Source organism: Bacillus sp. B28 (genome assembly GCF_029536185.1).
GTDB lineage: Bacteria > Bacillota > Bacilli > Bacillales > Bacillaceae > Bacillus > Bacillus halotolerans.
Genome location: NZ_CP120511.1, coordinates 1179601 through 1203909 on the forward strand (window position 1 = coordinate 1179601; position 24309 = coordinate 1203909).

General features: G+C 46.2%; 23 protein-coding genes and 2 pseudogenes. 12 read left to right on the plus strand and 13 right to left on the minus strand.

Features of this window, described 5'->3' with window-relative positions; translation table 11 throughout:
• Positions 1–11: 11 nt before the first annotated feature.
• The 4 genes from P3L57_RS05760 to P3L57_RS05775 all read right to left on the minus strand — a co-directional run bounded on the left by P3L57_RS05760 (position 12) and on the right by P3L57_RS05775 (position 2238).
• The gene (locus tag P3L57_RS05760; RefSeq protein WP_059336323.1) at positions 12–245 is read right to left on the minus strand and encodes a spore germination protein GerPB; all 234 of its coding nucleotides are present in this window, start codon (positions 243–245) and stop codon (positions 12–14) included.
• Between the two features lie 14 nt (positions 246–259).
• On the minus strand, positions 260–481 hold the full coding sequence (locus tag P3L57_RS05765; protein ID WP_010333672.1) for a spore germination protein: 222 nt from the start codon (positions 479–481) through the stop codon (positions 260–262).
• 483 nt (positions 482–964) lie between these two features.
• On the minus strand, positions 965–1129 hold the full coding sequence (locus P3L57_RS05770) for an aspartyl-phosphate phosphatase Spo0E family protein (RefSeq protein ID WP_024120848.1): 165 nt from the start codon (positions 1127–1129) through the stop codon (positions 965–967).
• A gap of 152 nt (positions 1130–1281) precedes the next feature.
• The gene (locus P3L57_RS05775; protein WP_069486353.1) at positions 1282–2238 is read right to left on the minus strand and encodes a CotH kinase family protein; all 957 of its coding nucleotides are present in this window, start codon (positions 2236–2238) and stop codon (positions 1282–1284) included.
• Between the two features lie 156 nt (positions 2239–2394).
• On the opposite strand from P3L57_RS05775, the gene P3L57_RS05780 reads away from it, so the two are divergent.
• The 3 genes from P3L57_RS05780 (at position 2395) to P3L57_RS05790 (ending at position 6624) form a co-directional block, all read left to right on the plus strand.
• The gene (locus P3L57_RS05780) at positions 2395–3300 is read left to right on the plus strand and encodes a fumarylacetoacetate hydrolase family protein (RefSeq protein WP_069486354.1); all 906 of its coding nucleotides are present in this window, start codon (positions 2395–2397) and stop codon (positions 3298–3300) included.
• 114 nt (positions 3301–3414) lie between these two features.
• Positions 3415–3771: a YisL family protein gene (locus P3L57_RS05785; protein WP_044156468.1), complete on the plus strand. Its 357-nt coding sequence runs from the start codon at positions 3415–3417 to the stop codon at positions 3769–3771.
• Positions 3772–3939: 168 nt separating this feature from the next.
• A complete protein-coding gene (locus P3L57_RS05790; protein ID WP_069486355.1) occupies positions 3940–6624 on the plus strand; it encodes a S8 family peptidase in 2685 nt (894 codons plus the stop codon).
• Between the two features lie 29 nt (positions 6625–6653).
• Here the strand turns inward: P3L57_RS05790 and P3L57_RS05795 are convergent, their stop codons facing one another.
• Entirely contained in the window at positions 6654–7211 is a 558-nt protein-coding gene (locus tag P3L57_RS05795; protein WP_059293077.1) for a DUF2777 domain-containing protein, read from the minus strand.
• A 174-nt stretch (positions 7212–7385) separates the two neighbouring features.
• Here P3L57_RS05795 and asnB point away from each other — a divergent pair, with 174 nt between their 5' ends.
• The gene (asnB, locus tag P3L57_RS05800) at positions 7386–9230 is read left to right on the plus strand and encodes an asparagine synthase (glutamine-hydrolyzing) (protein WP_059293076.1); all 1845 of its coding nucleotides are present in this window, start codon (positions 7386–7388) and stop codon (positions 9228–9230) included.
• Between the two features lie 144 nt (positions 9231–9374).
• Here asnB and P3L57_RS05805 read toward each other — a convergent pair whose 3' ends face one another.
• On the minus strand, positions 9375–9854 hold the full coding sequence (locus P3L57_RS05805; RefSeq protein WP_075745260.1) for a DinB family protein: 480 nt from the start codon (positions 9852–9854) through the stop codon (positions 9375–9377).
• A 266-nt stretch (positions 9855–10120) separates the two neighbouring features.
• On the opposite strand from P3L57_RS05805, the pseudogene P3L57_RS05810 reads away from it, so the two are divergent.
• A pseudogene (locus P3L57_RS05810) lies at positions 10121–10949 on the plus strand (phytoene/squalene synthase family protein).
• Positions 10950–10977: 28 nt separating this feature from the next.
• On the opposite strand, the gene P3L57_RS05815 reads toward P3L57_RS05810, so the two are convergent.
• Complete coding sequence (locus P3L57_RS05815; protein ID WP_059293074.1) at positions 10978–12345, minus strand: MATE family efflux transporter; 1368 nt, start codon at positions 12343–12345, stop codon at positions 10978–10980.
• A 123-nt stretch (positions 12346–12468) separates the two neighbouring features.
• On the opposite strand from P3L57_RS05815, the gene P3L57_RS05820 reads away from it, so the two are divergent.
• From P3L57_RS05820 to iolX, 3 genes are all read left to right on the plus strand, one after another.
• A complete protein-coding gene (locus P3L57_RS05820) occupies positions 12469–13332 on the plus strand; it encodes an AraC family transcriptional regulator (RefSeq protein ID WP_059293073.1) in 864 nt (287 codons plus the stop codon).
• Between the two features lie 17 nt (positions 13333–13349).
• Entirely contained in the window at positions 13350–14372 is a 1023-nt protein-coding gene (locus tag P3L57_RS05825; RefSeq protein WP_059293072.1) for a LacI family DNA-binding transcriptional regulator, read from the plus strand.
• A 207-nt stretch (positions 14373–14579) separates the two neighbouring features.
• On the plus strand, positions 14580–15608 hold the full coding sequence (gene iolX, locus P3L57_RS05830; protein WP_059293071.1) for a scyllo-inositol 2-dehydrogenase: 1029 nt from the start codon (positions 14580–14582) through the stop codon (positions 15606–15608).
• Between the two features lie 51 nt (positions 15609–15659).
• On the opposite strand, the gene P3L57_RS05835 is transcribed toward iolX, so the two are convergent.
• Complete coding sequence (locus P3L57_RS05835) at positions 15660–16169, minus strand: DinB family protein (RefSeq protein ID WP_059293070.1); 510 nt, start codon at positions 16167–16169, stop codon at positions 15660–15662.
• Between the two features lie 56 nt (positions 16170–16225).
• Positions 16226–16865: pseudogene (locus P3L57_RS05840) on the minus strand (LysE/ArgO family amino acid transporter); the annotation flags it as partial.
• Between the two features lie 87 nt (positions 16866–16952).
• Between P3L57_RS05840 and P3L57_RS05845 the strand changes: the two are divergent.
• Positions 16953–18371, plus strand: a complete 1419-nt coding sequence (locus P3L57_RS05845; RefSeq protein ID WP_083244473.1) for an aminotransferase-like domain-containing protein — start codon at positions 16953–16955, stop codon at positions 18369–18371.
• Position 18372: 1 nt separating this feature from the next.
• Here P3L57_RS05845 and P3L57_RS05850 read toward each other — a convergent pair whose 3' ends face one another.
• On the minus strand, positions 18373–19011 hold the full coding sequence (locus P3L57_RS05850; protein WP_059293069.1) for a pentapeptide repeat-containing protein: 639 nt from the start codon (positions 19009–19011) through the stop codon (positions 18373–18375).
• Positions 19012–19218: 207 nt separating this feature from the next.
• On the opposite strand from P3L57_RS05850, the gene P3L57_RS05855 reads away from it, so the two are divergent.
• The gene (locus P3L57_RS05855) at positions 19219–20022 is read left to right on the plus strand and encodes an alpha/beta fold hydrolase (RefSeq protein WP_069486358.1); all 804 of its coding nucleotides are present in this window, start codon (positions 19219–19221) and stop codon (positions 20020–20022) included.
• A gap of 24 nt (positions 20023–20046) precedes the next feature.
• Here P3L57_RS05855 and cysC read toward each other — a convergent pair whose 3' ends face one another.
• The 3 genes from cysC to P3L57_RS05870 all read right to left on the minus strand — a co-directional run bounded on the left by cysC (position 20047) and on the right by P3L57_RS05870 (position 22657).
• Positions 20047–20646, minus strand: coding sequence for an adenylyl-sulfate kinase (gene cysC, locus P3L57_RS05860; protein ID WP_059336310.1), 600 nt, complete (start codon positions 20644–20646; stop codon positions 20047–20049).
• Positions 20643–21812 (minus strand): sulfate adenylyltransferase, encoded by a 1170-nt coding sequence (gene sat / locus P3L57_RS05865; protein WP_277617511.1) that lies wholly within the window; start codon positions 21810–21812, stop codon positions 20643–20645. Before sat ends, cysC begins: the two co-directional genes overlap by 4 nt.
• A 134-nt stretch (positions 21813–21946) precedes the next feature.
• Entirely contained in the window at positions 21947–22657 is a 711-nt protein-coding gene (locus tag P3L57_RS05870; protein ID WP_083244448.1) for a phosphoadenylyl-sulfate reductase, read from the minus strand.
• Between the two features lie 201 nt (positions 22658–22858).
• Here P3L57_RS05870 and P3L57_RS05875 point away from each other — a divergent pair, with 201 nt between their 5' ends.
• Positions 22859–23542, plus strand: coding sequence for a 2-phosphosulfolactate phosphatase (locus P3L57_RS05875; RefSeq protein WP_069486360.1), 684 nt, complete (start codon positions 22859–22861; stop codon positions 23540–23542).
• Positions 23539–24297 (plus strand): phosphosulfolactate synthase, encoded by a 759-nt coding sequence (locus P3L57_RS05880; RefSeq protein WP_044156442.1) that lies wholly within the window; start codon positions 23539–23541, stop codon positions 24295–24297. Before P3L57_RS05875 ends, P3L57_RS05880 begins: the two co-directional genes overlap by 4 nt.
• Positions 24298–24309: the final 12 nt, after the last annotated feature.

Sequence of the window (24309 nt, forward strand, 5' to 3'; positions counted from 1 at the left end):
TCATCTTATTATTAACGGCCAGGGGGCTGGAGCGGGACCAATGATCCTGTATCGGGCCCTTCCGATTCACCCTGTTCCCCCAAAGCGGAAACATCAGGTGCGGGTTCCACATAGCTGCCCGTATTATACAAGTTTGAAAGAGACTTAATAGATCCGGCGCTCCCGATTTGAAGTATGGAGGAGTTGCTGATTGATTCCAGCCGGAGATAGTTAATTTGGATGGTTTGATTGATATAAAAATTCATGAAGCACCACTCCTTTACGCATTGCCTGCGATCGGCTGATCAACCACATCATTGTCGTACACATTCGTTGCGTTTTTATAATTCATCACCTTCAGACTGTCACCGGTATTAAAGCTGCCTGCCCCGGCAAACGTTCTGACCTCGGCTTGAGGAGAAATGGTAATGCAGTCTCCGATATGAACGACTCCGCTCGTACCGACCGCATTAATTTTAAACGCTCCGACAATTGCCGGCATACGAGCACATCCTTTGCTGTAAAATTGAAAAAAGGCAGGTCAAGTAAGGACAAGATTTGTTTCTGCTGGGCTATTCACGATAGCTTATGACAAACGCACATTTGTGTGAGAAAAAATTAAATGGGGACATGCCGGAGAGATGTATAAAAAAATCCGTTTATTTTTTCCAGATGAAGGTTTAAATATGTGAGAAGCTGGGTATTGTATACGGCCAAGCGGAAATGCGGCGATGCTGCCGCTGTCCGCCTGCGTGATTGTATATTGTGTTGCGTTGGTGTATGTGCAAAAGAGGTACAAGAAATGTCTTTCGGAGTAATTCGTGCTGCTGAAGTGTGATGTTTCATGCTGATCCTGAAAGAGTCTGCTGTATTGTTCAAGTTGTTGTTTTCGGGGCGGAAAATTCTCGACCTGAAGCATGTCTCAGGATGTTGATGAGCAATAGCGGCGGGTGAGGCGGCAAGCCTTTAAATACATATCATATGATCACACACGGGCGTTTTGCCCCCAAGAGGTGATTTCTTCTTTAATTCGAATATTGAGCAGACTGTCCAGCTCTTGGCTGCATTGAATCGTTTCTTTCGAATTCATACCGTATTTTTGTGCTGTTTCAATTAGCATAACTCTCATTTCTTCAATTTTTGTATTCATGAAACAATCTCCAATTCTAGATTTTATTTTGGTGCATACTGGATATAGATAGTATAACCTATTTTCGCTAAAAAGGTTGCCTTTCGTCAATTTGACTAAAAAAGCGACAATTTTTGCTGCGGTCTTTTTGACTTGCTCAGGTTGAGAAAGGACTATAGTCTCGCCAGGTGTACTTGTAAAAAGTCCTGCCGCTCTTCGATTTCGCGCAGAATATTCGCTTGCTCCTTCTCTAATTGTAAGGGGCTTTTTTTTATGTGAGGATCATCGCCTGCTCTTTGACAAATGTCAAAATGCCAGTCTCTGATAAACGGAGACAGACGGTCGATCGTAAACTCCCGGCTCAGCACGTTTTTCATTAGCGCGTGATATTGTGCCCGGAAAGCTGGGATGGAGAGAAGTCTTGACGCAAGTGTACGGCCGTTTGTCAATAGAGGGTCTTCTTCTGTAAATCCGTATGCGGCAAGCGCTTTTGTTTCCATTGGAGCGATGTGAAAGCGGCCTGTCTCGTTCAAACAAAGGCCGTAATAAAAGGCTTGGCGGGTGCAGGCGCTGCCGATCAGCCACAGGAAAAACAGCTTTACATCAAGATACATTTTAATTCGTTCGGCAAATTCTTCATCCTCCGCTGTACAGATCAGCGTGAGAAATTCACGTAAGTATGCGGTGCGCTGTCTGTTTTCAATGGAAGCGTCGTGTTTGAAAACAGACAGCGGAACCCTCGGATCGGTATCCTTCACTTCAAAAATGGCTCCTTTCGGAAGCCGGCGATTCTCATCGAGCCCATCAATTTTCAAATAAATGCCTTCCCTTTGGCCATTAATGATCAGAAAGATGTAAGAAGCATCCTGGGAAGCGACGCCGATTTGATGAAAAAAACAATAAGCAAGTCTGCGCCGCATCAGTGAAGGATCATCTTGTTCCGCATTCAGATAAAACCTTTTTTCACCGAGCGGAGACTGATCACAGTTTATTTCATAGGACGCCTTTTGCAGGCTGTCACGCTGTGTGAGAAGAATGGGAGAAACGATTCTGTCTGTCATCATCAGTCCCTTGGCAGTCCCCGTTCTGTTAAGCTGCTGCCGACGAAAAAATAAATGTATGCTTTCCATATTCTTTCCTCCTCCTCAGAAGCCATTTGTATGATATGTACAGCGAGCCAGTCCCGAAACGGGAATGAAAACACGCATTTGATAAAAAGGAATTTCAGCATTCGACAGAGAATAACTGAAGTAGAACTCTGATTTAAAAGATGATGGAGGAATAACATGAAATTTGCGACAGGGGAACTTTACAACCGAATGTTTGTCGGCCTGATCATTGAAGATGATAAAATTATGGACTTGCAAAGGGCTGAAAAAAAACTGTTTGAACTTGAGACGATTCCGGGTTCGCTGATTGAGTGTATCGCAGAAGGGGATAAATTTGTTGCGCATGCAAGGCAGCTGGCCGAGTGGGCGAAGAAACCAAATGATGAGCTTGGCTCATTTATTTACTCATTATCTGACGTGAAGCTCCATGCGCCTATTCCTAAGCCGTCAAAAAATATCATGTGCATCGGCAAAAACTATAGGGATCACGCAATTGAAATGGGCAGCGAGGCTGACATTCCGGAGCATCCGATGGTATTTACAAAATCGCCTGTAACAGTCACTGGCCACGGTGATGCAGTAAACAGCCATGAGGAGGTCACCTCTCAGCTCGATTACGAAGGAGAGCTTGCTGTCGTCATCGGAAAAAGCGGCACCCGCATTTCGAAAGAAGAAGCTTATGACCATATTTTCGGATATACGATTGTGAATGATATCACGGCGCGGGATCTGCAAAAAAGACATAAGCAGTTTTTTATCGGAAAAAGTCTGGATACGACATGTCCGATGGGACCTGTGCTTGTACATAAATCGTTAATTCCTGATCCGGAGCGCCTTAAGGTTGAAACGAGGGTCAACGGCGAGCTGCGCCAATCCGGCTCGGCAAGCGATATGATTTTCTCTGTCGCGGAATTAATCGAAACCCTTTCAATGGGGATGACGCTTGAAGCGGGGGACATCATTGCGACCGGCACGCCGTCTGGTGTAGGAAAAGGCTTTACACCGCCGAAATTTTTGCGGCGAGGCGATCAAATCGACATTACAATTAAACCCATCGGAACGCTGTCAAATCAAATCGGCTGATCATAAGGAGGGCGGCACAGGAACCGCCCGCTTTTTCTGTGAATCATCTTTGTAGCCAGGGACAAGTTCGTGGTACTATAAGTGGGGTAATGTTATCTGATAGGGGGAACATGTATGACACACATGCATATTACATCATGGGTGGTAGCGCTGATCCTGCTTTTCGTCAGCTACTCGCTGTATTCATCAGGAAGTGCGAAGGGCGCCAAAATCACTCATATGATTCTGCGGTTATTCTATATCATTATTATTTTGACAGGTGCTGAACTGTTTGTCCGTTTCGCCAACTGGAACGGGGAATACGCTGGAAAAATGCTGCTTGGCATTATCACCATCGGCCTGATGGAAATGCTATTGATCCGCAAGAAAAAAGAAAAATCAACTGGCGGACTGTGGATCGGCTTTATCATTGTCCTTGTGCTGACAGTGCTGCTCGGTCTTCATCTGCCGATTGGATTCCGATTATTTTAATAGAAAAAGCTTGAACCCGATTCTAAAGAGAATCGGGTTTTTTTATATGGTTCCTCCCTGATATTCCAAATCATTTAAAATAACCTTAAAATTCCCTGTAAGCGGTATCTCGTCCTATGAAATTATGATACTCTTCAAAAAGATTCATTATTTTACAGGAGGGATAACATGAAACGAAGAAAATTCAGCTCTTTTTTGGCGGCAGTGCTTATTTTCGCACTGATTTTCAGCCTTTTTTCTCCAGGCACCAAAGCAGCTGCTGCCGGAACCATTGATGCAGCCGGTGTGCTGGAAAAAGGCAAAGAACAAACGGGAACCATGAAGGAACCGGAGCAGGCGAAATGGTATCAAGTGAATCCTGGAAAGGCAGATATTCAGAAAGACTCGCATATGGCACTGACTGTTAAGAGTGATGCTGTTCTGAATGTATCTGTCTATCCAAGCAAGGAAAAAGCGCTTAAAGATGAGACGTTTGACATGTACCGTTCCTACACAGCAGAGGATGGAAAGAGCGAAATTGTTTTTCCTTATGCATGGAGCGGCCCTTACTATGTAAAGGTTGAGAACCTTGGGGAAGAGGAAACGGAAGACGGAGGAAGCGCAGAAACAGCTGCCGAAGCCAAATATACGATTGGATATACAGGCACCAAAAAACAGCCCTCAGATCTGGAAGAGGAAGAAGCCTGCCCGGTGGAAATGAGTGTCGATCAGAAAAAATCGGGAAAAGGCATTCTGGCAAAGCTGAGAGCGATTCGTGATGAGCAGCTCAGCCAAACAGCAGAGGGCAAAGAACTGACAAGCCTTTACTACAAAGCGGCTCCATTTATTGCTGCAAAACTCGCACTCAATAAAACAGAGAGAAATGAAGTCTATCAAGATCTTGTGACGTTAAAACCGATGTTTGACGATGTGTCAGAAAATGGCGCAGCGTCTGCATATAAGGTAACCGAAAAGGATCAAAAAGCAATCAATCGGTTATACGAAACGGCTTTACAATCCGTTCCGTCTTTCCTGAAAGGGGATATAAAGAAACAGGCGGAGCGATTAAACATCACAAAGCTTGAAGGCAAGACGGCAGGAGCGGTTTTATCTGAAAACAGCCTGGCGGCAAAAAGCGAAGTTCAGACAACAAAGGTGATTTTTAAGGTAAAAGACAATAAAAGCCTCTCATCAGTACATAACGAAATGAAGGGCTTTTCTGCCAGCGCGCAATCGAAAAAAGACATTTCCAATGTGAATAAGGCAAAGAAACTGTTTGACAACCTCTACTCTTTTGAGCTGCCGAAGGATCAAAAGCAAAGCGGGACATACACGGCAAGCGCAAAACGTGTGAAAAGCGCTGCCGCGACATTATCCAAAATGTCTAACGTAGAATTTGCTGAACCGGTTCAGGAATACAAAAGCCTGTCTAACGACGTTCAGTACTCTTACCAGTGGCCGCTTAGAAACAATGGTGAAAACGGCGGCATCAAAAATGCAGATGTCAAATATGAGCCTGCCAGCACATTGCTGTCCAAGCGCAAGCTGAACGATACATTGATTGCGGTTGTGGACACAGGTGTAGACAGTACGCTTGCTGATTTAAAAGGGAAAGTAAGAACCGATCTGGGACACAATTTTGTGGGACGGAATAACAATGCAATGGATGATCAAGGGCATGGAACGCATGTCGCCGGCATTATCGCCGCCCAAAGTGATAACGGCTATTCCATGACTGGCCTGAACGCCAAAGCGAAAATTATACCGGTTAAGGTGCTTGATTCAACAGGCTCCGGAGATACTGAACAAATTGCCCTCGGCATCAAATACGCAGCTGACAAAGGAGCAAGGGTCATTAACTTAAGCTTAGGCGGAGGCTACAGCCGCGTGCTTGAATTTGCTTTGAAATACGCGGCTGACAAAAACGTCCTGATTGCGGCAGCCAGCGGAAATGACGGAGCCAATTCCTTATCTTACCCAGCTTCCTCTAAATATGTCATGTCAGTCGGAGCAACGAACCGCATGGATATGACAGCAGACTTCTCTAACTACGGGAAAGGTCTCGACATCAGTGCGCCGGGTTCTGATATCCCGAGCTTGGTGCCGAACGGAAATGTGACGTACATGAGCGGAACGTCTATGGCGACGCCTTATACGGCAGCTGCGGCAGGGCTGCTGTTTGCGCAAAATCCGAAACTTAAAAGAACAGAAGCAGAGGATATCCTGAAAAAGACAGCGGACGATATTTCCTTTGAAAGCGCCGACGGTGAAGAAGAGGAAATGTATGACGATAATGGCGATCCAATCGAAATTCCCCGCATTCCAGGAGTTGACTGGCATTCCGGATACGGCCGGCTGAATGTGATGCAGGCTGTCAGCGCTGTTGATTTACAGGTGAAGGTCAATAAGCTGGAAAGCACGCAAACAGCCGTCAGAGGAAAAGCGAAAGAAGGCACGCTGATCGAGGTGATGAGCGGCAAGAAAAAACTCGGCAGTGCCAAAGCGGGAAAAGACGGTACATTTAAAGTCAGCATCCCGACTCAGAAACAAGATAAAGTCCTGCATGTGAAAGCCTCTAAAGGCGATGCAAAAACATCCTTACAAGTGGTTGTCGTGAAAGGAAAACCATCCGGCACACCGAAAGTAAAGGCTGTCAAAACGAAAGACACAGCAGTAAAAGGCACGGCCAGCAGCAAAGCGGTGATCAAAGTGAAAAACAAATCGAAAAAAGTGATCGCTTCTGGTAAAGCTGACGCAAAAGGTGCCTTTACGGTAAAAATCAAAAAACAAAAAGCCGGGACTGTGCTGTACGTCACGGCAGCTGATACGGATAAAAAAGAAAGCAAGGCTGTAAAGGTTGTTGTAGAAAAATAAAGAAAAAGCGGTGCTGAAGCACCGCTTTTTTATTTGCGTCCCCGCTGGACCGCTGAATACATAATGGAACGTTTTCCATCGGAAGCCGTCCATTCGAACCGGTCGCCAGCCGCTCCTCTGCTGTAATGGTGCTGCAGCGCGCATTGGGCGGTATCATTTGAAAAGTGATAAAAGGAAACACCCTGTTCCTCTGAGATATTTGAAAAGACCTCTTTATTATAAGAAAACACGCAATCGAATACCGATAAACCAAAGCTGTGCAAATGCTGCAAAAAAGCGAGAAAGGTTTCATCATCCAGCGAATCCAGAAGCGTCATAAGCGGACGTTTTACCGACTTTTCATAGCGTATGCATTCTCCGCCGGAAAGGGAGATGTCTTCTCCGTAACATGTCAGAACCATTTTGTCCTGAAAATCGGCCTGCTCCCACTTCCCTTCGCGCTGTATCCATATCGGTCTGTTTTGAAGACTTTCCGCCAGCAGCACTTCACCTTCCTGGTTTTCGATTAAGCATATGCCGTCTTCGACCAGAATGGTGCCGTATTCCCATTTCTGTTCATCTTTATATAGAAATTGTTTTCGTTTCATAAATGAAGTGCTCTCCTTTTTTCTTCGTTCCTCTCTTTTCTTTCCAATACAAGCCTGTCCCATACAACTCTTTTGTGGACAAATCAACTATCTGTCTATAGATGCATAAACTTACTAAGGTGCTGAAAGAAACGAATTTGATACCGAAAGAAACGGGATTGGAGCTGATATCACATGTGTGGAATTACGGGTTGGGTCGACTTTAAAAAGCAGCTCGTCCAAGAAAAACAAACGATGAACAGAATGACAGACACTCTTTCCAAACGGGGGCCTGATGATTCTAACGTTTGGGGAGAGCACCATGTTTTATTCGGACATAAAAGGCTTGCGGTTGTTGATATTGAAGGCGGACGCCAGCCGATGGCATGCACCTATAAAGGGGATACGTACACAATTATTTACAATGGTGAGCTGTATAACACGGAAGATCTGCGCAAAGAGCTGCGGGCGCGGGGCCATCAGTTCGAGCGGACATCTGATACCGAGGTGTTGCTGCACAGCTACATTGAATGGCAGGAGAATTGTGTGGATCGCTTGAACGGCATTTTCGCCTTTGCCGTGTGGGATGAAAAGCGTGATCTGCTGTTTGCGGCGAGAGACCGTCTTGGCGTGAAGCCGTTTTTTTATACGGAGCAAGGGTCTTCTTTTCTCTTCGGATCAGAACTCAAAGCCATCCTCGCACACCCCGGGGTGAAGGCGCGGGTGGACAGAACGGGTCTCTCGGAAATTTTCGGGCTCGGACCGTCCAGAACCCCGGGGACAGGCGTGTTTAAAGGCATTAATGAAGTCCGTCCGGCCCATGCGCTGACGTTTTCTAAAGACGGACTGAACATATGGCGTTATTGGAATGTCAAAAGCGAGAAACATACGGACAGCTTTGAAGACAGTGTGGCCAATGTGAGATCGTTGTTTCAGGATGCGGTGACGCGGCAGCTAGTGTCGGATGTTCCGGTTTGTACGTTCCTATCCGGCGGACTTGATTCGAGTGCGATTACCGCCATTGCCGCAGGCCATTTTGAAAAGGAAGGAAAAGCCCCGCTTCATACTTATTCGATTGATTACGAAGAAAACGACAAATTTTTTCAAGCGAGCGCCTTTCAGCCGAATGACGACGGGCCGTGGATTGAAAAAATGACAGAGGCCTTCGGCACGACGCACCATAAATGCGTCATCAGCCAAAAAAATCTCGTCTATCATTTGGAGGAAGCCGTTCTGGTCAAAGACCTTCCGGGAATGGCTGACGTCGACTCGTCCCTATTATGGTTTTGCCGTGAAATCAAAAAGGACTTTGTCGTCAGCCTGTCAGGAGAATGCGCGGATGAGATTTTCGGCGGATATCCGTGGTTCCATACAGCAGACGTTGAGTCCGGTTTTCCGTGGATGAGATCAACTGAAGAGCGGGTGAAGCTGCTCTCCGATACGTGGCAGAAAAAATTGAATTTGAAGGAATACGTACATGCGAAATACGAAGAAACCCTGGCCGAAACGCCGTTATTAGACGGTGAAACAGGTGAGGATAAAGCAAGAAGACAGCTGTTCTATTTAAATATGCTTTGGTTTATGACCAATCTTTTAGATCGGAAGGATCGCATGAGCATGGGGGCGAGCCTTGAGGTGCGGGTGCCGTTTGCAGATCATCGGCTCGTTGAATATGTCTGGAATATCCCATGGGAAATGAAAATGCATGACAACCGGGAAAAAGGCATTTTGCGAAAAGCGCTTGAGGGCATTTTGCCTGATGAAATCTTATATCGTAAAAAAAGCCCGTATCCGAAAACGCACCATCCTGAATATACAAAAGGAGTCAGCGAGTGGCTGAAAGCGATCAGGAGCCAAAAGGACTCCGTGCTCCATACCCTGCTGGACAGAAACCAATTGGATCAGCTTTTAGAGACGGAAGGCTCCTCCTTTCAGGTCCCATGGTACGGACAGCTGATGAAAGGACCGCAGCTGATCGCCCATCTTGCCCAAATTCATACATGGTTTGAAGCGTACCGCATTGATATTGATGAGGGGTAGGTTCAATGCAAATGTGATTAAAAGCCAGAGATGTATAGATTAAAATAAGAAGGATAGATGAGCAGAGAAAATATATGCTCTATCTATCCTTTTTTGTACAACAGCACTATCGAATTGTTGCTGCGCCAAAGTTCCCGCGTTCCTTCAATAAGAATGAATAGGTTTTAATGTTCTGCCGATAAAATTAGCTGATACCGGGCTTAACTTTAATTCCCTAGCCCATACAGAAAGTTGACCAATATGGTGAATTTCATGAGCGATTATATGATGTAATATTTCATCTCGCGTATATAAAACACCTTTCTCCCAAGGAACGCTTACAAGTTCATCTTTTATTTGATCTGAATGTGTTTCTAAAACATCAATTATTTCAGTTCGGAATGTATTTGAGAGAGATTTCACTTTATTGAGTGTATGATAATCAGCGAACTGAACAACGATATCTTCTTTTCCTTGGATAGCACGAACCCAACTATATTCCACATCAATAATATGAAAAAGGGTATATAAAATATTCTCTACCCCGCCAAGACGATTTTTAAGTAATTCTTCAGTGGTTAGTTGATGACACCAAGTAAACCATTGATCTCGAACCTGCCAGTTATATTCAAAAAATTTTATCACTGAACTCACTCCAATACTATCATGTATCAAATAACAATTAGCCCTTTTTTCCGTGATTCCTCTATTATTGAAGTAATGATTGATAAATGTTTACATTCTATCTGTTGTATGGCATTCAAAATAAAAAAGCATATCTCGTCGATGATGCTGTTCAGACTAGGTATACGAGGTTTAGTAGCATGCTGCGTCTTGTTACTTTTACAAAGAAAGAATCGGCATTTTCTTCATATACAATTAGGAAAAAACATACTAGACTTGAAGAAGCAGTGATACATAGGAGTGAGAAAAATGAAAGAGATAATAGAAGCCTATCAGCAGTGCGGACAGATTGTCTGCGAATACGCGCCAGCCTGTTTCCGGGCATTCTCATTTCTCCCGCTGAAGCAAAGACAAGCTGCTTGGGCGGTTTTGGCGTTTTGCCATACGGCAGCCAGTGCAGACGAGAAGGCCATACCTGTATTTGAAGCGGAGGCTGAACATGTTTTTCAAAGGGCAAGTAACGGGAAACACGATTTGTGGAAAGCGTTCGACCATGCGTATCAGACATTTACATTAGACAGCGAGCCTTTTCGGGAGTTTCTTGCCGCAAAGAAAGATAAATCGAAGACGCATGAAACCCTTGATGAACTGCTCATGGACGCATATCAGACGGGTGGAAACGCGGGATTGATGCTGCTGCCGATGCTGACGCGCCGAAATCAAGATCAGCTCAAACAAGCAGCGGCCTCTCTCGGCTTGGCTATACAGCTGATTCGAATTTTAAACAATCTCGGCACGGACCAGCACCAAAAAAACCGCATTCCCCGCCAGGTGATGCAGCAATTCGGCTATACAGAGGCCGATCTTCAAAAAGGCACCGTCAATAAAGCGTTCACGATGACGTGGGAGTACATCGCTTTTGAAGCGGAGGCCTACCTTGAAGAGTGCCTGGATGCCCTGCCGATTTTCCCTCAGTATTCTCAAAAAGCGGTAAAAGCTGCAGCTCAGCTGTACCGAGCCATTCTGGAAAAAATCCGAACGGAGCAGTACAACGTATTTGGACACAAGCATGCCTTAACAGACAGCGAAGCAAAAATGATTCTGTCCGAGCTGTAAAAAAACACCCGGCTTGTTCTGCCGGGTGTTACGCCATACCTTTTTGAATCCAGATCCGTGAGCGCCATCTTCTGTACATTAAGATTCCCCGGACCCATTCATCCGCGATAAAAGAAATCCATACGCCGGCAAGCCCGAAACCGAGATGAATGCCGAATAGATAAGCAAGCGGAAGGCCGATGCCCCACATGGAAATCATCGCCATGTAGACCGGGAATTTCGCATCCCCCGCGGCGCGCAGAGAGTTAATAATAATCACATTAAACGAGCGGCCCGGTTCAAGGATGATGGTCATCGCAATCAAAAGGCTTGCGGTAGCAATAATATCAGGGCTTTGTGTGAAGATGCCGATCAGGTCTTTTGAAAAGATTGTCATCAAAACAGATGTGGCCGCAGCAATTCCGAGCGCCCAATACAAGCTTTTCATGCAGCGCTCATATGCGGCGTCAAACTGTTTGCCGCCGATATAGCGGCCGATTAAGATTTGTGTGCCTTGGCTGATCGCAGTCCCGAAGAGCAGAATAAACATCGTAATATTTTGCGTATACACTTTGGTTGTTAAAGCCTGCGCCCCCATGATGGCAATAAAATAAGTGACAATCATTTGCGAAAGGTTATAAGAAAGCTGTTCGCCTGCTGAAGGAATGCCGATTTTCAGCAGCTTGCGCAAATGGTCTTTATGCATATGAAAGACTTTTTTCAACGACATCTTCAGCTGAATGCGTTTGTTTACAATGACAATCATCGCGATTAATCCGATGACACGCGCGATAGATGTGGACATGGCAACACCTGCTACGCCGAGAACTGGAAAGCCGAACAGACCAAAAATGACAACAAAGTTTCCGGCAATGTTTAAAATGTTCATGCCGATTGTGACAAACATTGTATCCTTTGTGTAGCCATAGCTTTTTAAGATCGCGCTGAATGTCATGATTAAAGCCTGAATAAAGGACAGACCTCCGACAACTTGTAAAAAGACTTTAGCGTCAGGCATCAGCTCATTTGATAATCCCATCATATGAAGCAGGGGAACTGCCGCAAAAAAGATGAGAGCGCTGATGGCAAGGCTGATGAAGAAGTTGGCTGCGATTGACACATAAGCGACTTCCATAGCTTCTTTCTTTTTCCGGGATCCTAAAAATTGTGAGATGACAACAGTTGTTCCTGTTGCGATAAAGCTGAACATCACGATAATTAAATTCAAAATCTGGTTGCTGACGCCGACTGCCGCCACACTGTTATCTGAGTATTGGCTCAGCATCAGTGTATCAGCATTACCCATAAACATATATAATGAGACCTCAATAAAGATCGGCCAAGTAAGCGAAAATAATGAGAACGATTTGTCAGCGGGTTTTTTCAAAGCAGTTGATTTGAAGACAGCTTGTTTCATAGTGTCTAACCCCTTTCGTAAATAAAATCAACGTTTTAAAGTGTACCTCCATTTCCTTATAATAAAAAGGGAGAGAAACGATACTTCTTGCAAAAATCCGACTTAAAAAGGAGGGTGATCAAATTGCCTCGCATCCTGTTTACAGTCCCGCCTTTTCCGGTGTTTATTGCAGCCGGAGAAGGTGTTTTTAAAAAAGGAGAAACCCATGTCAAACGCGTTTTTTCTGTATTTGATCTGATATACGTCAAGCAGGGGACGTTATATATCACTGAAAATGAAAAATCGTTCTCTGTTGAAGGGGGCGAATATATCTTGCTTTCTCCCGGTCTTGAACACTATGGGACAAAGGGCAGTGATGAAGCGACCTCCTATTATTGGCTTCACTTTGATGAACATCAATATGAATTTACTGCAAAAGGGGGCAGCAATTGGGCAGAGCTTCAGCGGGAAAAGGGGAGCTTCGAGGAGCCGGCCCGCTACGGACTGGCATTGCCGAGAAAAGGCAAGGTGCAGCGTCCGCAATTTATGGCGCAGCAGTTTGAAAGGCTCATTGATTACTCCGCAGAAAACTCCGATTTGCCGCTCAGAAAACAAATCTTGTTTGAAGAGCTGATGCTGCATCTTCAAAAGGAGGCGTTTCAAATTCCGTCTGCAAAAGAGCGGGTGGCATGGGAGGCGGCCCGATACTTACAGGAGCATTATAAGGAGAAAACGACAATCAAGGATCTGTCGCTCGCCTTGCACTATAATCAGGATTATGTGACCCGCTGCATGCAGCAAGTGCTTGGTGTCACGCCGGGCCAATACACAAATCGGGTGAGAATGACTGAAGCAAAGCGTCTTTTATCCTCGACAAATGATAAAATGGGCGTCATCGCGGAAACGATTGGAATGGAGGACCCGACATACTTTTCAAAGCTCTTTAAGCAAATTGAAGGCATTTCACCAATTGAATACCGGAAAATTGTCAGCCGGAAAGTTCAATAAGCAGACGAGGGATGAAGATGAAAACGACAATTTACGATGTGGCGAGGAAGGCGGGTGTCTCGATCACGACCGTATCGCGCGTCATTAACCATACGGGCCGGATAAGTGACAAAACAAGGCAAAGGGTCATGAATGTGATGAAGGAAATGGAGTACACGCCCAATGTCCACGCCGCTGCTTTAACGGGAAAGCGAACCAATATTATCGGCCTTGTGACGCCTGATATTTCAAACCCGTTTTACGGCGAGCTCGCGAAAAGCATAGAGGAAAGAGCGGATGAGCTAGGTTTTCAGATGATCATTTGCAGTACCGATTACGATTCGAAAAAAGAAACGAAATATTTTTCTGTCCTAAAGCAAAAAAACGTAGACGGCATCATTTTTGCGACAGGAATTGAGAATCATGACAGCATGTCAGCTTTAGAGGAAATCATTAGCGAACATATCCCGCTCGCCATGATTTCACAGGATAAGCCCCTTTTACCGATGGATATCGTCGTGATGGATGATGTTCTAGGCGGGTATGAGGCGGCGAAGCATCTTTTGTCACTGGGCCACACGAGGATTGCCTGCATTGTGGGTGATGGGTCAACGACAGGTGAAACAGACAGAATCAAAGGATTCCGGCAGGCGATGGGGGAAGCGAATGTGCCGGTCGATGAGTCGCTGATCGTTCCGACACGCTTCTCTTTGGAGAGCGGAAAGGAAGAGGCGGGAAAATTGCTGGACAGGGATAGGCCAACGGCTATTTTTGCTTTTAACGATGTATTGGCCTGTGCCGCCATTCAGGCGGCGAGAATAAGAGGCATCAAGGTTCCGGATGACCTGTCCATCATCGGGTTTGATAACACCATCCTTGCTGAAATGGTCGATCCGCCCCTGACAACGGTAGCCCAGCCGATTAAAGAAATGGGGCAGCGCGTCATTGAACTGCTGGCGGAAGAAATCGAAGGAAAACGAAAGGCAAAACAAAAAATCGTGTTATCACCCGAGCTAGTGATCAGACATTCTACAGCACCGTTCAAGAAAAGAATCCGATAATGCAGCGGGTTCTTTTCTTTTTGACAGCGAAGGCGAAAAAGATATTGCATGGGAAGAAAGGACATTGTAAAATGAAATCACCTTTTGAGAAAGCGCTTGCGCAAAATTATATCGGCCAAATAGTGGGATGAACCGCTATTTTTTTAATCATTATGGTAAAGCGCTTTCATTAGGCGGTGAAAAAGGAGACTAAGGAGAGATGAGGACATGGGAAATCGAGTAAGATGCGCGGTATTAGGGTTAGGGAGACTGGGATACTATCACGCAAGAAACCTTATGACCAGCGTTCCGGGAGCTGAGCTTGTCAGTGTCGGTGATCCGATGACAGAAAGAGCAGAGCAGGTCGCTAAAGAATTCGGGCTTGAAAAATGGTCGGATGATCCGCATGAGATTTTAGCAGATCCCGAGATTGATGCAGTGGTCATCGTAACGCCGACAAGCACACATGGGGAAATGATCATCAAAGCGGCGGAAAACGGCAAGCAGATTTTCGTTGAAAAACCGCTGACATTAAACCTTGAGGAATCAAAATCAGTTTCTGAAACAATAAAAGAGACAGGTGTCATCTGCCAAGTCGGTTTTATGAGGCGTTTTGATCCTGCATATGCGGATGCGAAACGGCGGATAGACGCGGGAGAGATCGGCAAACCCATCTATTATAAAGGCTTTACACGCGATCAAGGAGCGCCTCCCGCTGAGTTTATCAAACATAGCGGAGGGATCTTTATCGACTGTTCCATCCATGATTACGATATTGCCCGATATTTGCTCGGAGCGGAGATCACTTCTGTTTCCGGACACGGCCGTATTTTAAACAACCCGTTTATGGAACAATACGGCGATGTTGATCAGGCGCTGACGTATTTAGAATTTGATTCCGGCGCAGCGGGAGACGTCGAGGCAAGCAGAACCTCTCCATACGGCCATGATATCCGTGCAGAAATTATCGGGACAGAGGGCAGTATTTTCATAGGGACATTGAGAAACCAAAATGTGACCATCCTGACTGCTAAAGGGAGCAGCTATGAGATCATCCCAGACTTTCAAACTCGTTTTCATGAAGCCTACTGCTTAGAACTGCAGCATTTTGCAGAGTGCGTCCGAAATGGAAAAACACCGATTGTGACAGATGTCGATGCGACAATCAATTTAGAAGTCGGCATCGCCGCGACCGATTCGTATCGAAGCGGCAGGTCTGTACAGCTTGATGTGGAGCGTGCTTATACAGGTATGTAAAAGTTAATAGGTTCCATTTGAGGCTTTTCCGCCAAAAAAAGCAAGGACAGTTTAGCCCTTGCTTTCTCTTTTCTCATATAAAAAGTACATATAATCAGTAGGTACGCCTGAATGACCCAGCTGTCTTAGCATGGCTGTCACGTTCCCTCTGTGATAAGTGCCGTGATTGACGACATGCAGGATGGTGTCTGCATAGGTTGATTCCAGTGTACCGAGTTTCGGATGCTGCATGGAGAAGGTCTGTTCTAAGTCCGTTTGGCGGCTGAAGAAATGATGATACTGTAATTCCAACTCGGAAGCGTGCTGTTTAATCGCTGTCATATTGCCATGCGCGGACTCGAACTTCCCTGTGCCGTCTATAATCTCTTGGTAGTCCACTCCCGAAAGAACGTTCAGCCATATGTAGTCAGCCCTGCACATATGAAGCAGTACGTCACTGACTGAAGGGAATACGCTCTTTACTTCTTGATAAGCAGTTCCCTCCGGCAGGTGTTCGATATGGTTCAAGATTCGCTTGTTCGCCCAGGAATGGTAGTCATAAAATTGTTTAGCATCAGTCACAAACATCGCCCCCTTTTCTAAATACAATTCGATGTTTAGGCTGTGGTTTCCTCCAGTTAACGAAAGATCGAGAACAAGAAATAGACGGCGGCAGCCCACATTACCACCGCAGAACATTTGTTTACGATCAACATAAGCCTGCCGCTCGTATCTATCGTCTGGAACAGCCGGCCCGCTATCGCAAGACTGATCAACCAAATCCAAGACACAGCGATGCAGGCGGCCATAAAGAGCCATTTCTCCAGCCCTGAATACTGCAAAGAGCTTGTACCGATGACGCCGACAGTGTCTAAAATGGCGTGCGGGTTTAACAGAGACACGGCTGCGGCAAATGCGGCTTGTTTCTTTGCTGTGAATATATTGTTTTCTTTGTCATCCGTTTTCGGACGGCTGTTCCATGTCACCCAGCCCATGTAAATGAGAAACAAAAATCCCACGGCCATCATTCCCGTCTCAAAAACAGGCACCTGCTGCACAATGACAGATACACCCGCAACCGCTAACACAATGAGCAGGGTATCGCAGACAGAAGCACTGATGACGGCTGGAAGCGCCAGCCAAATATGCCTTTGCCACGCTCCCTGCTGAAAAATAAATACATTCTGCGCCCCCAGCGGCAAAATTAAGCCGAAGGCCAGCACGATTCCGTGAATCATTGCATTCATGCTGAAAAAAACTCCTTTCACATCTGTTTTTCTCATAATAATAGAGAAGATTTTACATGTCTCCGGCCATTTGGTTGGTTTTGAAACCAGCCAAATGTATAATGTGAAAAAAGGGGGCATAACGTTGTCACATTGGCAGCCGAGCCGTGAATCGGACATTCCGCTTCATCGGCAAATCGAACAATATATAAAAGAAAAAATTCTCCATGGCGAGTGGGCTGTAGGGACGAAAATTCCGTCGCAAAGAACGCTGGCGGATATGTTTCAGGTCAACCGAAGCACAGTGACATCGGCGATTGATGAACTCACGTCTCAAGGTCTGTTAGAGGGGAGAAGAGGCGGCGGCACAAAGGTAGTAAACAGCACATGGAGCGTGCTTGCGTCGGCTCCGCCGCTTGATTGGAGCACCTATGTCCGCTCAGGGATTCATCATCCCAATTCTTCTATCATTCAGGATATCAATAAAAACGAGGCGCGAGCGGATATCATTCGGCTGGGGACTGGAGAGCTTTCATCAGAGCTGCTGCCGGCTGAAACGATGCGCAGGATGTTTCAGCAAATCAATCCGCATGTTCTGTCTTTAGGATACGAACAGCCGAAAGGAAATATAGACCTGCGGGAGGCGGTGGCTGAGCATTTAAAAACAAAGCATATCAATGTGTCACCTTCAGCCATTTTAATTGTATCCGGCGCACTGCAGGCGCTCCAGCTCATTTCGATCGGGCTTTTAAAGCGGGACTCAGTCATTTTGACAGAAAAACCTTCCTATCTTCACTCTTTGCATGTTTTTCAATCCGCAGGGATGCGGCTTCGCGGTGTGCCGATGGATGAAGAAGGAATGCAGGCGGGGCTGATTTCAGCTTACCGGAAGCAATACGGGGGCCAGCTGCTTTACACGATTCCGTCGTTTCATAATCCGACTGGCATTGTGATGTCGGAGAAGAGAAGGGAAGAGGTTGTCAGTCTGTCAAAAAAAGAGCAGCTGCCGGTCATTGAGGATGATGCATACGGTGATTTGTGGTTTGAAGAACAGCCGCCGCTGCCGTTAAAGTCGATGGATCAGGAAGGCAATGTCCTGTATCTCGGCACGTTTTCGAAAACAGTAAGCCCCGGTCTTCGAATCGGCTGGCTGGCCGGTCCGGAACCAGTTGTTGAAAGGCTGGCTGACATTAAAATGCAGACGGATTACGGATCGAGCGGCCTCTCTCAATGGGCCGCGGCGCAATGGCTGTCACAAGGATATTATGAAGAACACCTCGCTTGGGTAAGAAAGGAGCTGAAGAAAAGGAGAGACGCGGCACTTCAGTTACTTCAGCAGTATGCAGGAGATATTGCCGAGTGGCGCATCCCAGCCGGCGGCTTTTATATATGGGTCACATTCAAGAAACAGCAGGTGCTGGTGAACCCCGGTTCCGTTTATGACGGCGAAGACCGGCACAGCATTCGGCTGTCGTATTCCTATGCGTCTCTTCAGGATTTGAAAATCGGCATCAAGGCGGCTGCAGATACAGCCCGCCGCCTGATGACGCAGGCTTAAGCTAGACGATGACAGCTCCCAGCGCTCTCGCAAAGGCCATTGCGTGCTCCGGAGCAATTTTGCAGCCCTTTAATTTGTCTAGTGAGACATGGATCTGTTCAAACCGGCAGGAGCTGATGTCCGCGTTTTGAAGTGACGTACCGGTAAAGTTGGCGCCCTCCAGTTCGCACGCATCAAAGTGTGTCTGCTGGAGCGCCATGCTGCTGCATTCACTTTGCAGAAGGACACAATGATGAAACAGAACGTGTTTCATATTTGAATAATAAAATGAACTGAATTGCCCGTGACATTCCTCGAACGACACATTCCGCAGCGTTGAGTCAGCCAGGTTCATCCCGACCATTTTCGATTGCTTAAATAAAGTTCTGTGCAGAACAGCCCCGCTGAAATCAGCGTTCGATAAATCGCATTTTTCGAAAATCACATCTGTCAGCTCAATAAAACGAAAGGAAACATCGATAAACACGACATTCCGAAATACGGTTTTTTCAATACAAAGCCTGTCTATGTCTTCACTGGAAATTGAACAATCTTCAAATAAATGCATGCTGATCACATCATCTGTTGCAGCCGTTTCATGAAAATCGGCGGCTTGCAGGTTTTCTGGTACGTACGGTTTTTGAATCGCTGTTTTATTCATGATTTGACATCCTTTACATTCCTGAATGACCTAAAGCCATCAGGATCAATTTCATAGATCGTTTCCGAGGATTGATACATATAGTAAAACGTGAAGAGCCTTTTCTGGGTGCTGCAGCCCGCTTGTTTTGTAAGCATAAATGCAAAGCTTCTCGCACGTCAAGGCGTTTACAAGACGGGAAAGAAAAGGGAACAGGAGGAATGTGGAGTGGGGCATTACGTAAAAACCGAGGAGCATGTGACACTGTTTGTGGAGGATATCGGGCATGGAAGGCCTATTATCTTCTTGCATGGCTGGCCGCTGAATCATAAGATGTTTGAATATCAAATGAATGAGCTGCCGAAAAGAGGTTTCCGTTTTATTGGCATCGATTTTCGGGGCTACGGTGATTCCGACCGCCCGTGGGAAGGCTACGATTATAATACGATGGCAGATGACGTGAAAGCCGTTATTTATACGCTTCAGCTTGAGAATGCGATTCTCGCCGGCTTTTCGATGGGCGGCGCAATTGCGATCCGTTACATGGCAAGGCATGAGAGCGCCGACATCGATAAACTGGTTTTATTGTCAGCGGCCGCGCCAGCATTTACAAAGCGCCCGGGCTATCCGTACGGCATGAGGAAACAGGACATTGATGACATGATTGAACAATTCAAAAGCGATCGGCCGAAGACGCTTGCTGACCTGGGAAGACAGTTTTTCGAAAAACAAGTTTCTCCGGAGTTCCAGCAATGGTTCCAGAATCTTTTGCTGGACGCTTCCTCGTACGGAACGATTCACTCAGGCATTGCGTTAAGAGACGAGGATCTCAGAAAGGATCTTGCGGAAATCAAGGTGCCGACACTCATCCTGCACGGCAGAAAGGACAAAATCGCTCCGTTTGATTTTGCAAAAGTATTAAAACGCGGCATAAAGCAATCGGAATTGGTTCCGTTTGAAAACAATGGGCACGGGCTCTTTTATGAGGAACAAGAAAAAATAAACAGCCTGATTGCGCAGTTTGCTAAATAAAAAACCCGATCAATGTCGGGTTTTTTAAATGATGCCTTTGTGCTGCAATTCTTTGATGATCAAATCAGCCCCATCCGCAATGGACGTTTGGTCGGATTCAATGATCAAATCGGGAGAAAGAGGCGCTTCATAGGGAGAATCAATCCCCGTGAAATGTTTAATGTCTCCGTTGCGCGCTTTTTTATAAAGACCTTTCGGGTCCCGCTGTTCACAAACCTGGAGCGGGCACTTCACATAAATTTCGAGAAATTCTCCGTCGGGAAACAGCGCTCTGACCATATCCCGATCCTCTCTGAACGGAGAAATAAAGGCTGTTAAGATCATTTGGCCGCTATCGACAAACAGCTTTGCGACTTCCCCGATCCGGCGGATGTTTTCGATTCTGTCCTCAGTCCGAAAGCCGAGATCTCGATTCAATCCGTGGCGGATATTATCGCCGTCAAGGACATAACTCCGAATTCCCATGTGATAGAGCTTTTCATCTACGGCATTGGCGAGCACTGATTTTCCTGAGCCGGACAGACCGGTAAACCAAAGGGCGCAGCTTTTATGTCCGTTTAAGCTCTGTCTGTCAGATTTTTGGATCACCGCTGGATGCCAAACGATATTCGGGTTGTGTGTCATTCTGATCCCCCGCTGTTTCTCTGAATGGCAACAGGCTGCTGATGGAGCCCCTTTATCAGCACGCTTGCGACCTCGGGCCGGCTGAATTCTTTCGGCGGCTTTTTGCCTTGGCGGAGAAGCTCCCTCACTTTAGTGCCTGATAAATGGATGTGATCTCTCGCGTTGTGCGGACACGTTTTAGAGGTGCCCATATTTCCGCATTTCCGGCAGTAAAAGCTATGCTCAAAAAACAGCGGCTTGATGCCCAGCTCTTCCTCGGTGAATGATCCGAAAATGGTCTGTGCGTCGTATGTTCCGTAATAGCTGCCGACGCCTGCATGATCGCGTCCGACGATAAAATGGGTGCAGCCGTAATTTTTGCGGACGAGCGCATGGAAAATCGCTTCACGCGGCCCGGCATACCGCATGGCGGCAGGGAACACCGATAACATCACCCGATCCTTTGGATAATACTGGTCAAGCAGTACTTGGTAGCTTTCCATTCTGATATCACTCGGAATATCATCTGATTTCGTTTCTCCTACTAGCGGATGAAGCAGCAGACCGTCGACGGTTTCCAACGCTGTTTTTTGAATATATTCATGGGCTCTGTGAACGGGATTCCGCGTCTGAAAGCCGACAATCGTTTTCCAGCCGAGCTTTTCAAAGGCCGTTCTCGTTTGTGCCGGCGCTGCATAAAACTGTTCGAAGGACTTATCGGGAAGGCGGCTGACAAGGATAGGCCCTCCAATATAAAAGTCCGGACGCTCCAGCAGTTTCTTTACTCCGGGGTGGGCGGGATCGTTTGTTTTATAAACAGACAGCGCCTCCTGTGTTTTATCTGGCTGATAGATATCGGTCACTGTCATCATGCCGTACGTCACGCCGTGTTTCACAAGCTTCACGTGATTTCCGACAGACAGCTGTTTGGCTGTTTCTTCGCTGACAGGCAGCGTAATAGGCAGGCTCCACGGCAAACCGTTCGCCAGCCTCATCTCTTTCACAACGGAATGATAATCTTTTTCTCCCAAAAAACCTGTTAACGGGCTGTAGCCGCCGATCGCGATAAGCTCGAGGTCGCTCAGTGCCAGCTGATCAAGCTCAGCTTCGCAAGTGCAGCCATCAAAAGTGCATGCGGGATCGAAGCGGTTGATTAACACCCCTCCATGGGGCTCGATTGCATTCACGTGCTTAACCTCCATCTTTGCGTTTTACATTGTTTTTTAATAGTCTGCCATTTCTTCGCTGGACGGGCTTTCTCATCAATAGAAAATGTAGATTGAAACCTGCCGGCGCTTCCATTCTCACGACATACGGTCTTTCATTCCTGGTGCAGACCGCATTCAGTTTTCTCGCGTCCGGCCCATCTTCCCGCTCTCTCATCATTTGGGTTTGAAGAAGGCAATGTGCACATTTCACAGCCTATGCTCGGGTAATTTTGATCGTGCAGTTTGTTGTAAGGCAAATTGTGGAGCCGGATGTACGTCCAAACATCATCCCATGTCCAGTGAATGAGCGGACAGACCTTAATAAGCTTAAATTTCTGATCCTGATTGATGAATTGAATATGCTTTCTCGTCGGCGATTGCTCCCGGCGCAGACCTGAAATCCAAGCTGTCATGCCTGATAAGTGTTTTTGCAGAGGTGCGATTTTCCGTAATTGGCAGCAGAGATTCGGGTTGTGTTTCCATAATTCATCGCCGTATTGCGCCGCTTGTTCTTTTAAGTTCAGCTCAGGTTCAAGCAGCTGGATCGTAAATGCCGGGTATTTTTGTTTGACGGCTTCGATCAGCTCATATGTTTCCTGAAAATGGAGCCCTGTATCTAAAAAGATGATGTGCGCATGTTTGTTGATCTTTGAAATTAAGTCGAGAAGCACCATCCCTTCAGCGCCAAAGCTGCATGCATACACGATTTTATCCCCGTATGTCCTGTAAGCCCATTTCAATACATCGAGCTCATCGATCAATTGGTCCGTCATCTCTTTTGCCAGCGTTTCGTTCCATGTGTCAAAGGTGATGTGTTCGTTCAATATTTTCCCCCCGTTTTGCATCTGTCTGTTTTTTTATCTATTGATCGAGTTATAGGCAGACTATTCACTTTTGAGATAAAGGTTCAGGGTTTTTAGGTGTGCGGCCGCCTAAAATGAGGAGACGGAGGCGCAGCGGAACCAATAAGAGACCAGCTGAATATGCTTTTTAGCAAAATGGTTTTATGCCCAAGGAGAGGTATTATGCCGATTACCATTTATCAGGGGCATCATCATTCACTTGCCCCGGCAGATATCAATATCGTTATTGACGTCATTCGAGCCTTTACCGTGGCCCATTTTGCTTTTATCGGCGGGGCGAAAGAAATTCTCTTGGTCCGGACAACTGAGGAAGCCTTCAAGTTGAAAGAAACCTATCCGGATTATGTATTAACAGGAGAGGAAAAGGGGGTCGGAATCAAAGGATTTGATTTGGATAATTCTCCAAAGCGTATGGCAGAGCAGGATATGGCGGATAAGCGGCTGATCCAGAAAACGACAAACGGCGTCACAGCGGCGTTAGGAGCGCTGAAGGCCAAGCATCTTTTTGTGACCGGATTTTCTAATGCCAGAACAACAGCGGAATATGTGAAAAAGCTCGCTGCAAAAGATTGTGTGCTGAACATTGTGGCTTCCCATCCGTCAGGTGATGATGATATGGCGTGTGCGAAATATATCAAAAGCATCATAGAAGGGAGGAATGTTGCGGCGGCTGAAGTGATTGAAAGAATCAAAAACTCATCCGTTGCGGAGAAGTTTTTTGACAGCAGCCAGCCGTTATTTGAACCGGAAGACATTGCGTACTGTACAAAAGAAATAACGGGCGACTTCGTGATGAAAGTAAAACAAGAAAGAGAAGTTCCAACGATAGAGAGGGTCATGATATGAATGATTTTTCACTAGAATTGCCAGTGAGAACAAGTAAACCGAGAGAAAACGGACAGACCATTTTAATCGACAACGGCTACCCCTTACAGTTTTTCAAAGATGTGATAGGCGCGGCATCCGACTATATAGATTTTGTGAAATTCGGCTGGGGCACTTCATTACTTACGAAAGACCTTGAAGAAAAAATCAGCTCCCTGAAAGAGCATGATGTGAAGTTTTTCTTCGGCGGCACGCTGTTTGAGAAATATGTAAGCCAGAATAAAGTCAACGAATTTCATCGGTACTGCACATACTTCGGGTGCGAATATATTGAGATTTCAAACGGCACTCTCCCGATGACGAATAAAGAAAAAGCGGCTTACATTGCTGATTTTTCTGATGAATTTCTTGTGCTCAGCGAGGTGGGCAGCAAGGATGAGGAAGTATCAAGCTGCCAGTGCTCTGAGGAATGGCTTGAGTATATTCTCGAAGATATGGAGGCAGGCGCAGAGAAAGTGATTACGGAAGCAAGGGAAAGCGGGACAGGGGGGATCTGTTCCAGCAGCGGAGATGTCCGGTTTCAAATCGTTGATGATATCATTTTGTCGGATATTGATATCAGCCGAATGATATTTGAAGCACCGAACAAAACGCTCCAGCAAGGTTTTATCCAAAGGATTGGGCCGAATGTCAATTTGGCGAATATCTCATTTCATGATGCGATTGCTCTGGAGACTTTGCGCTTGGGGTTAAGATCCGATACCTTTTTTTTGTAAAACAGCGGCTGC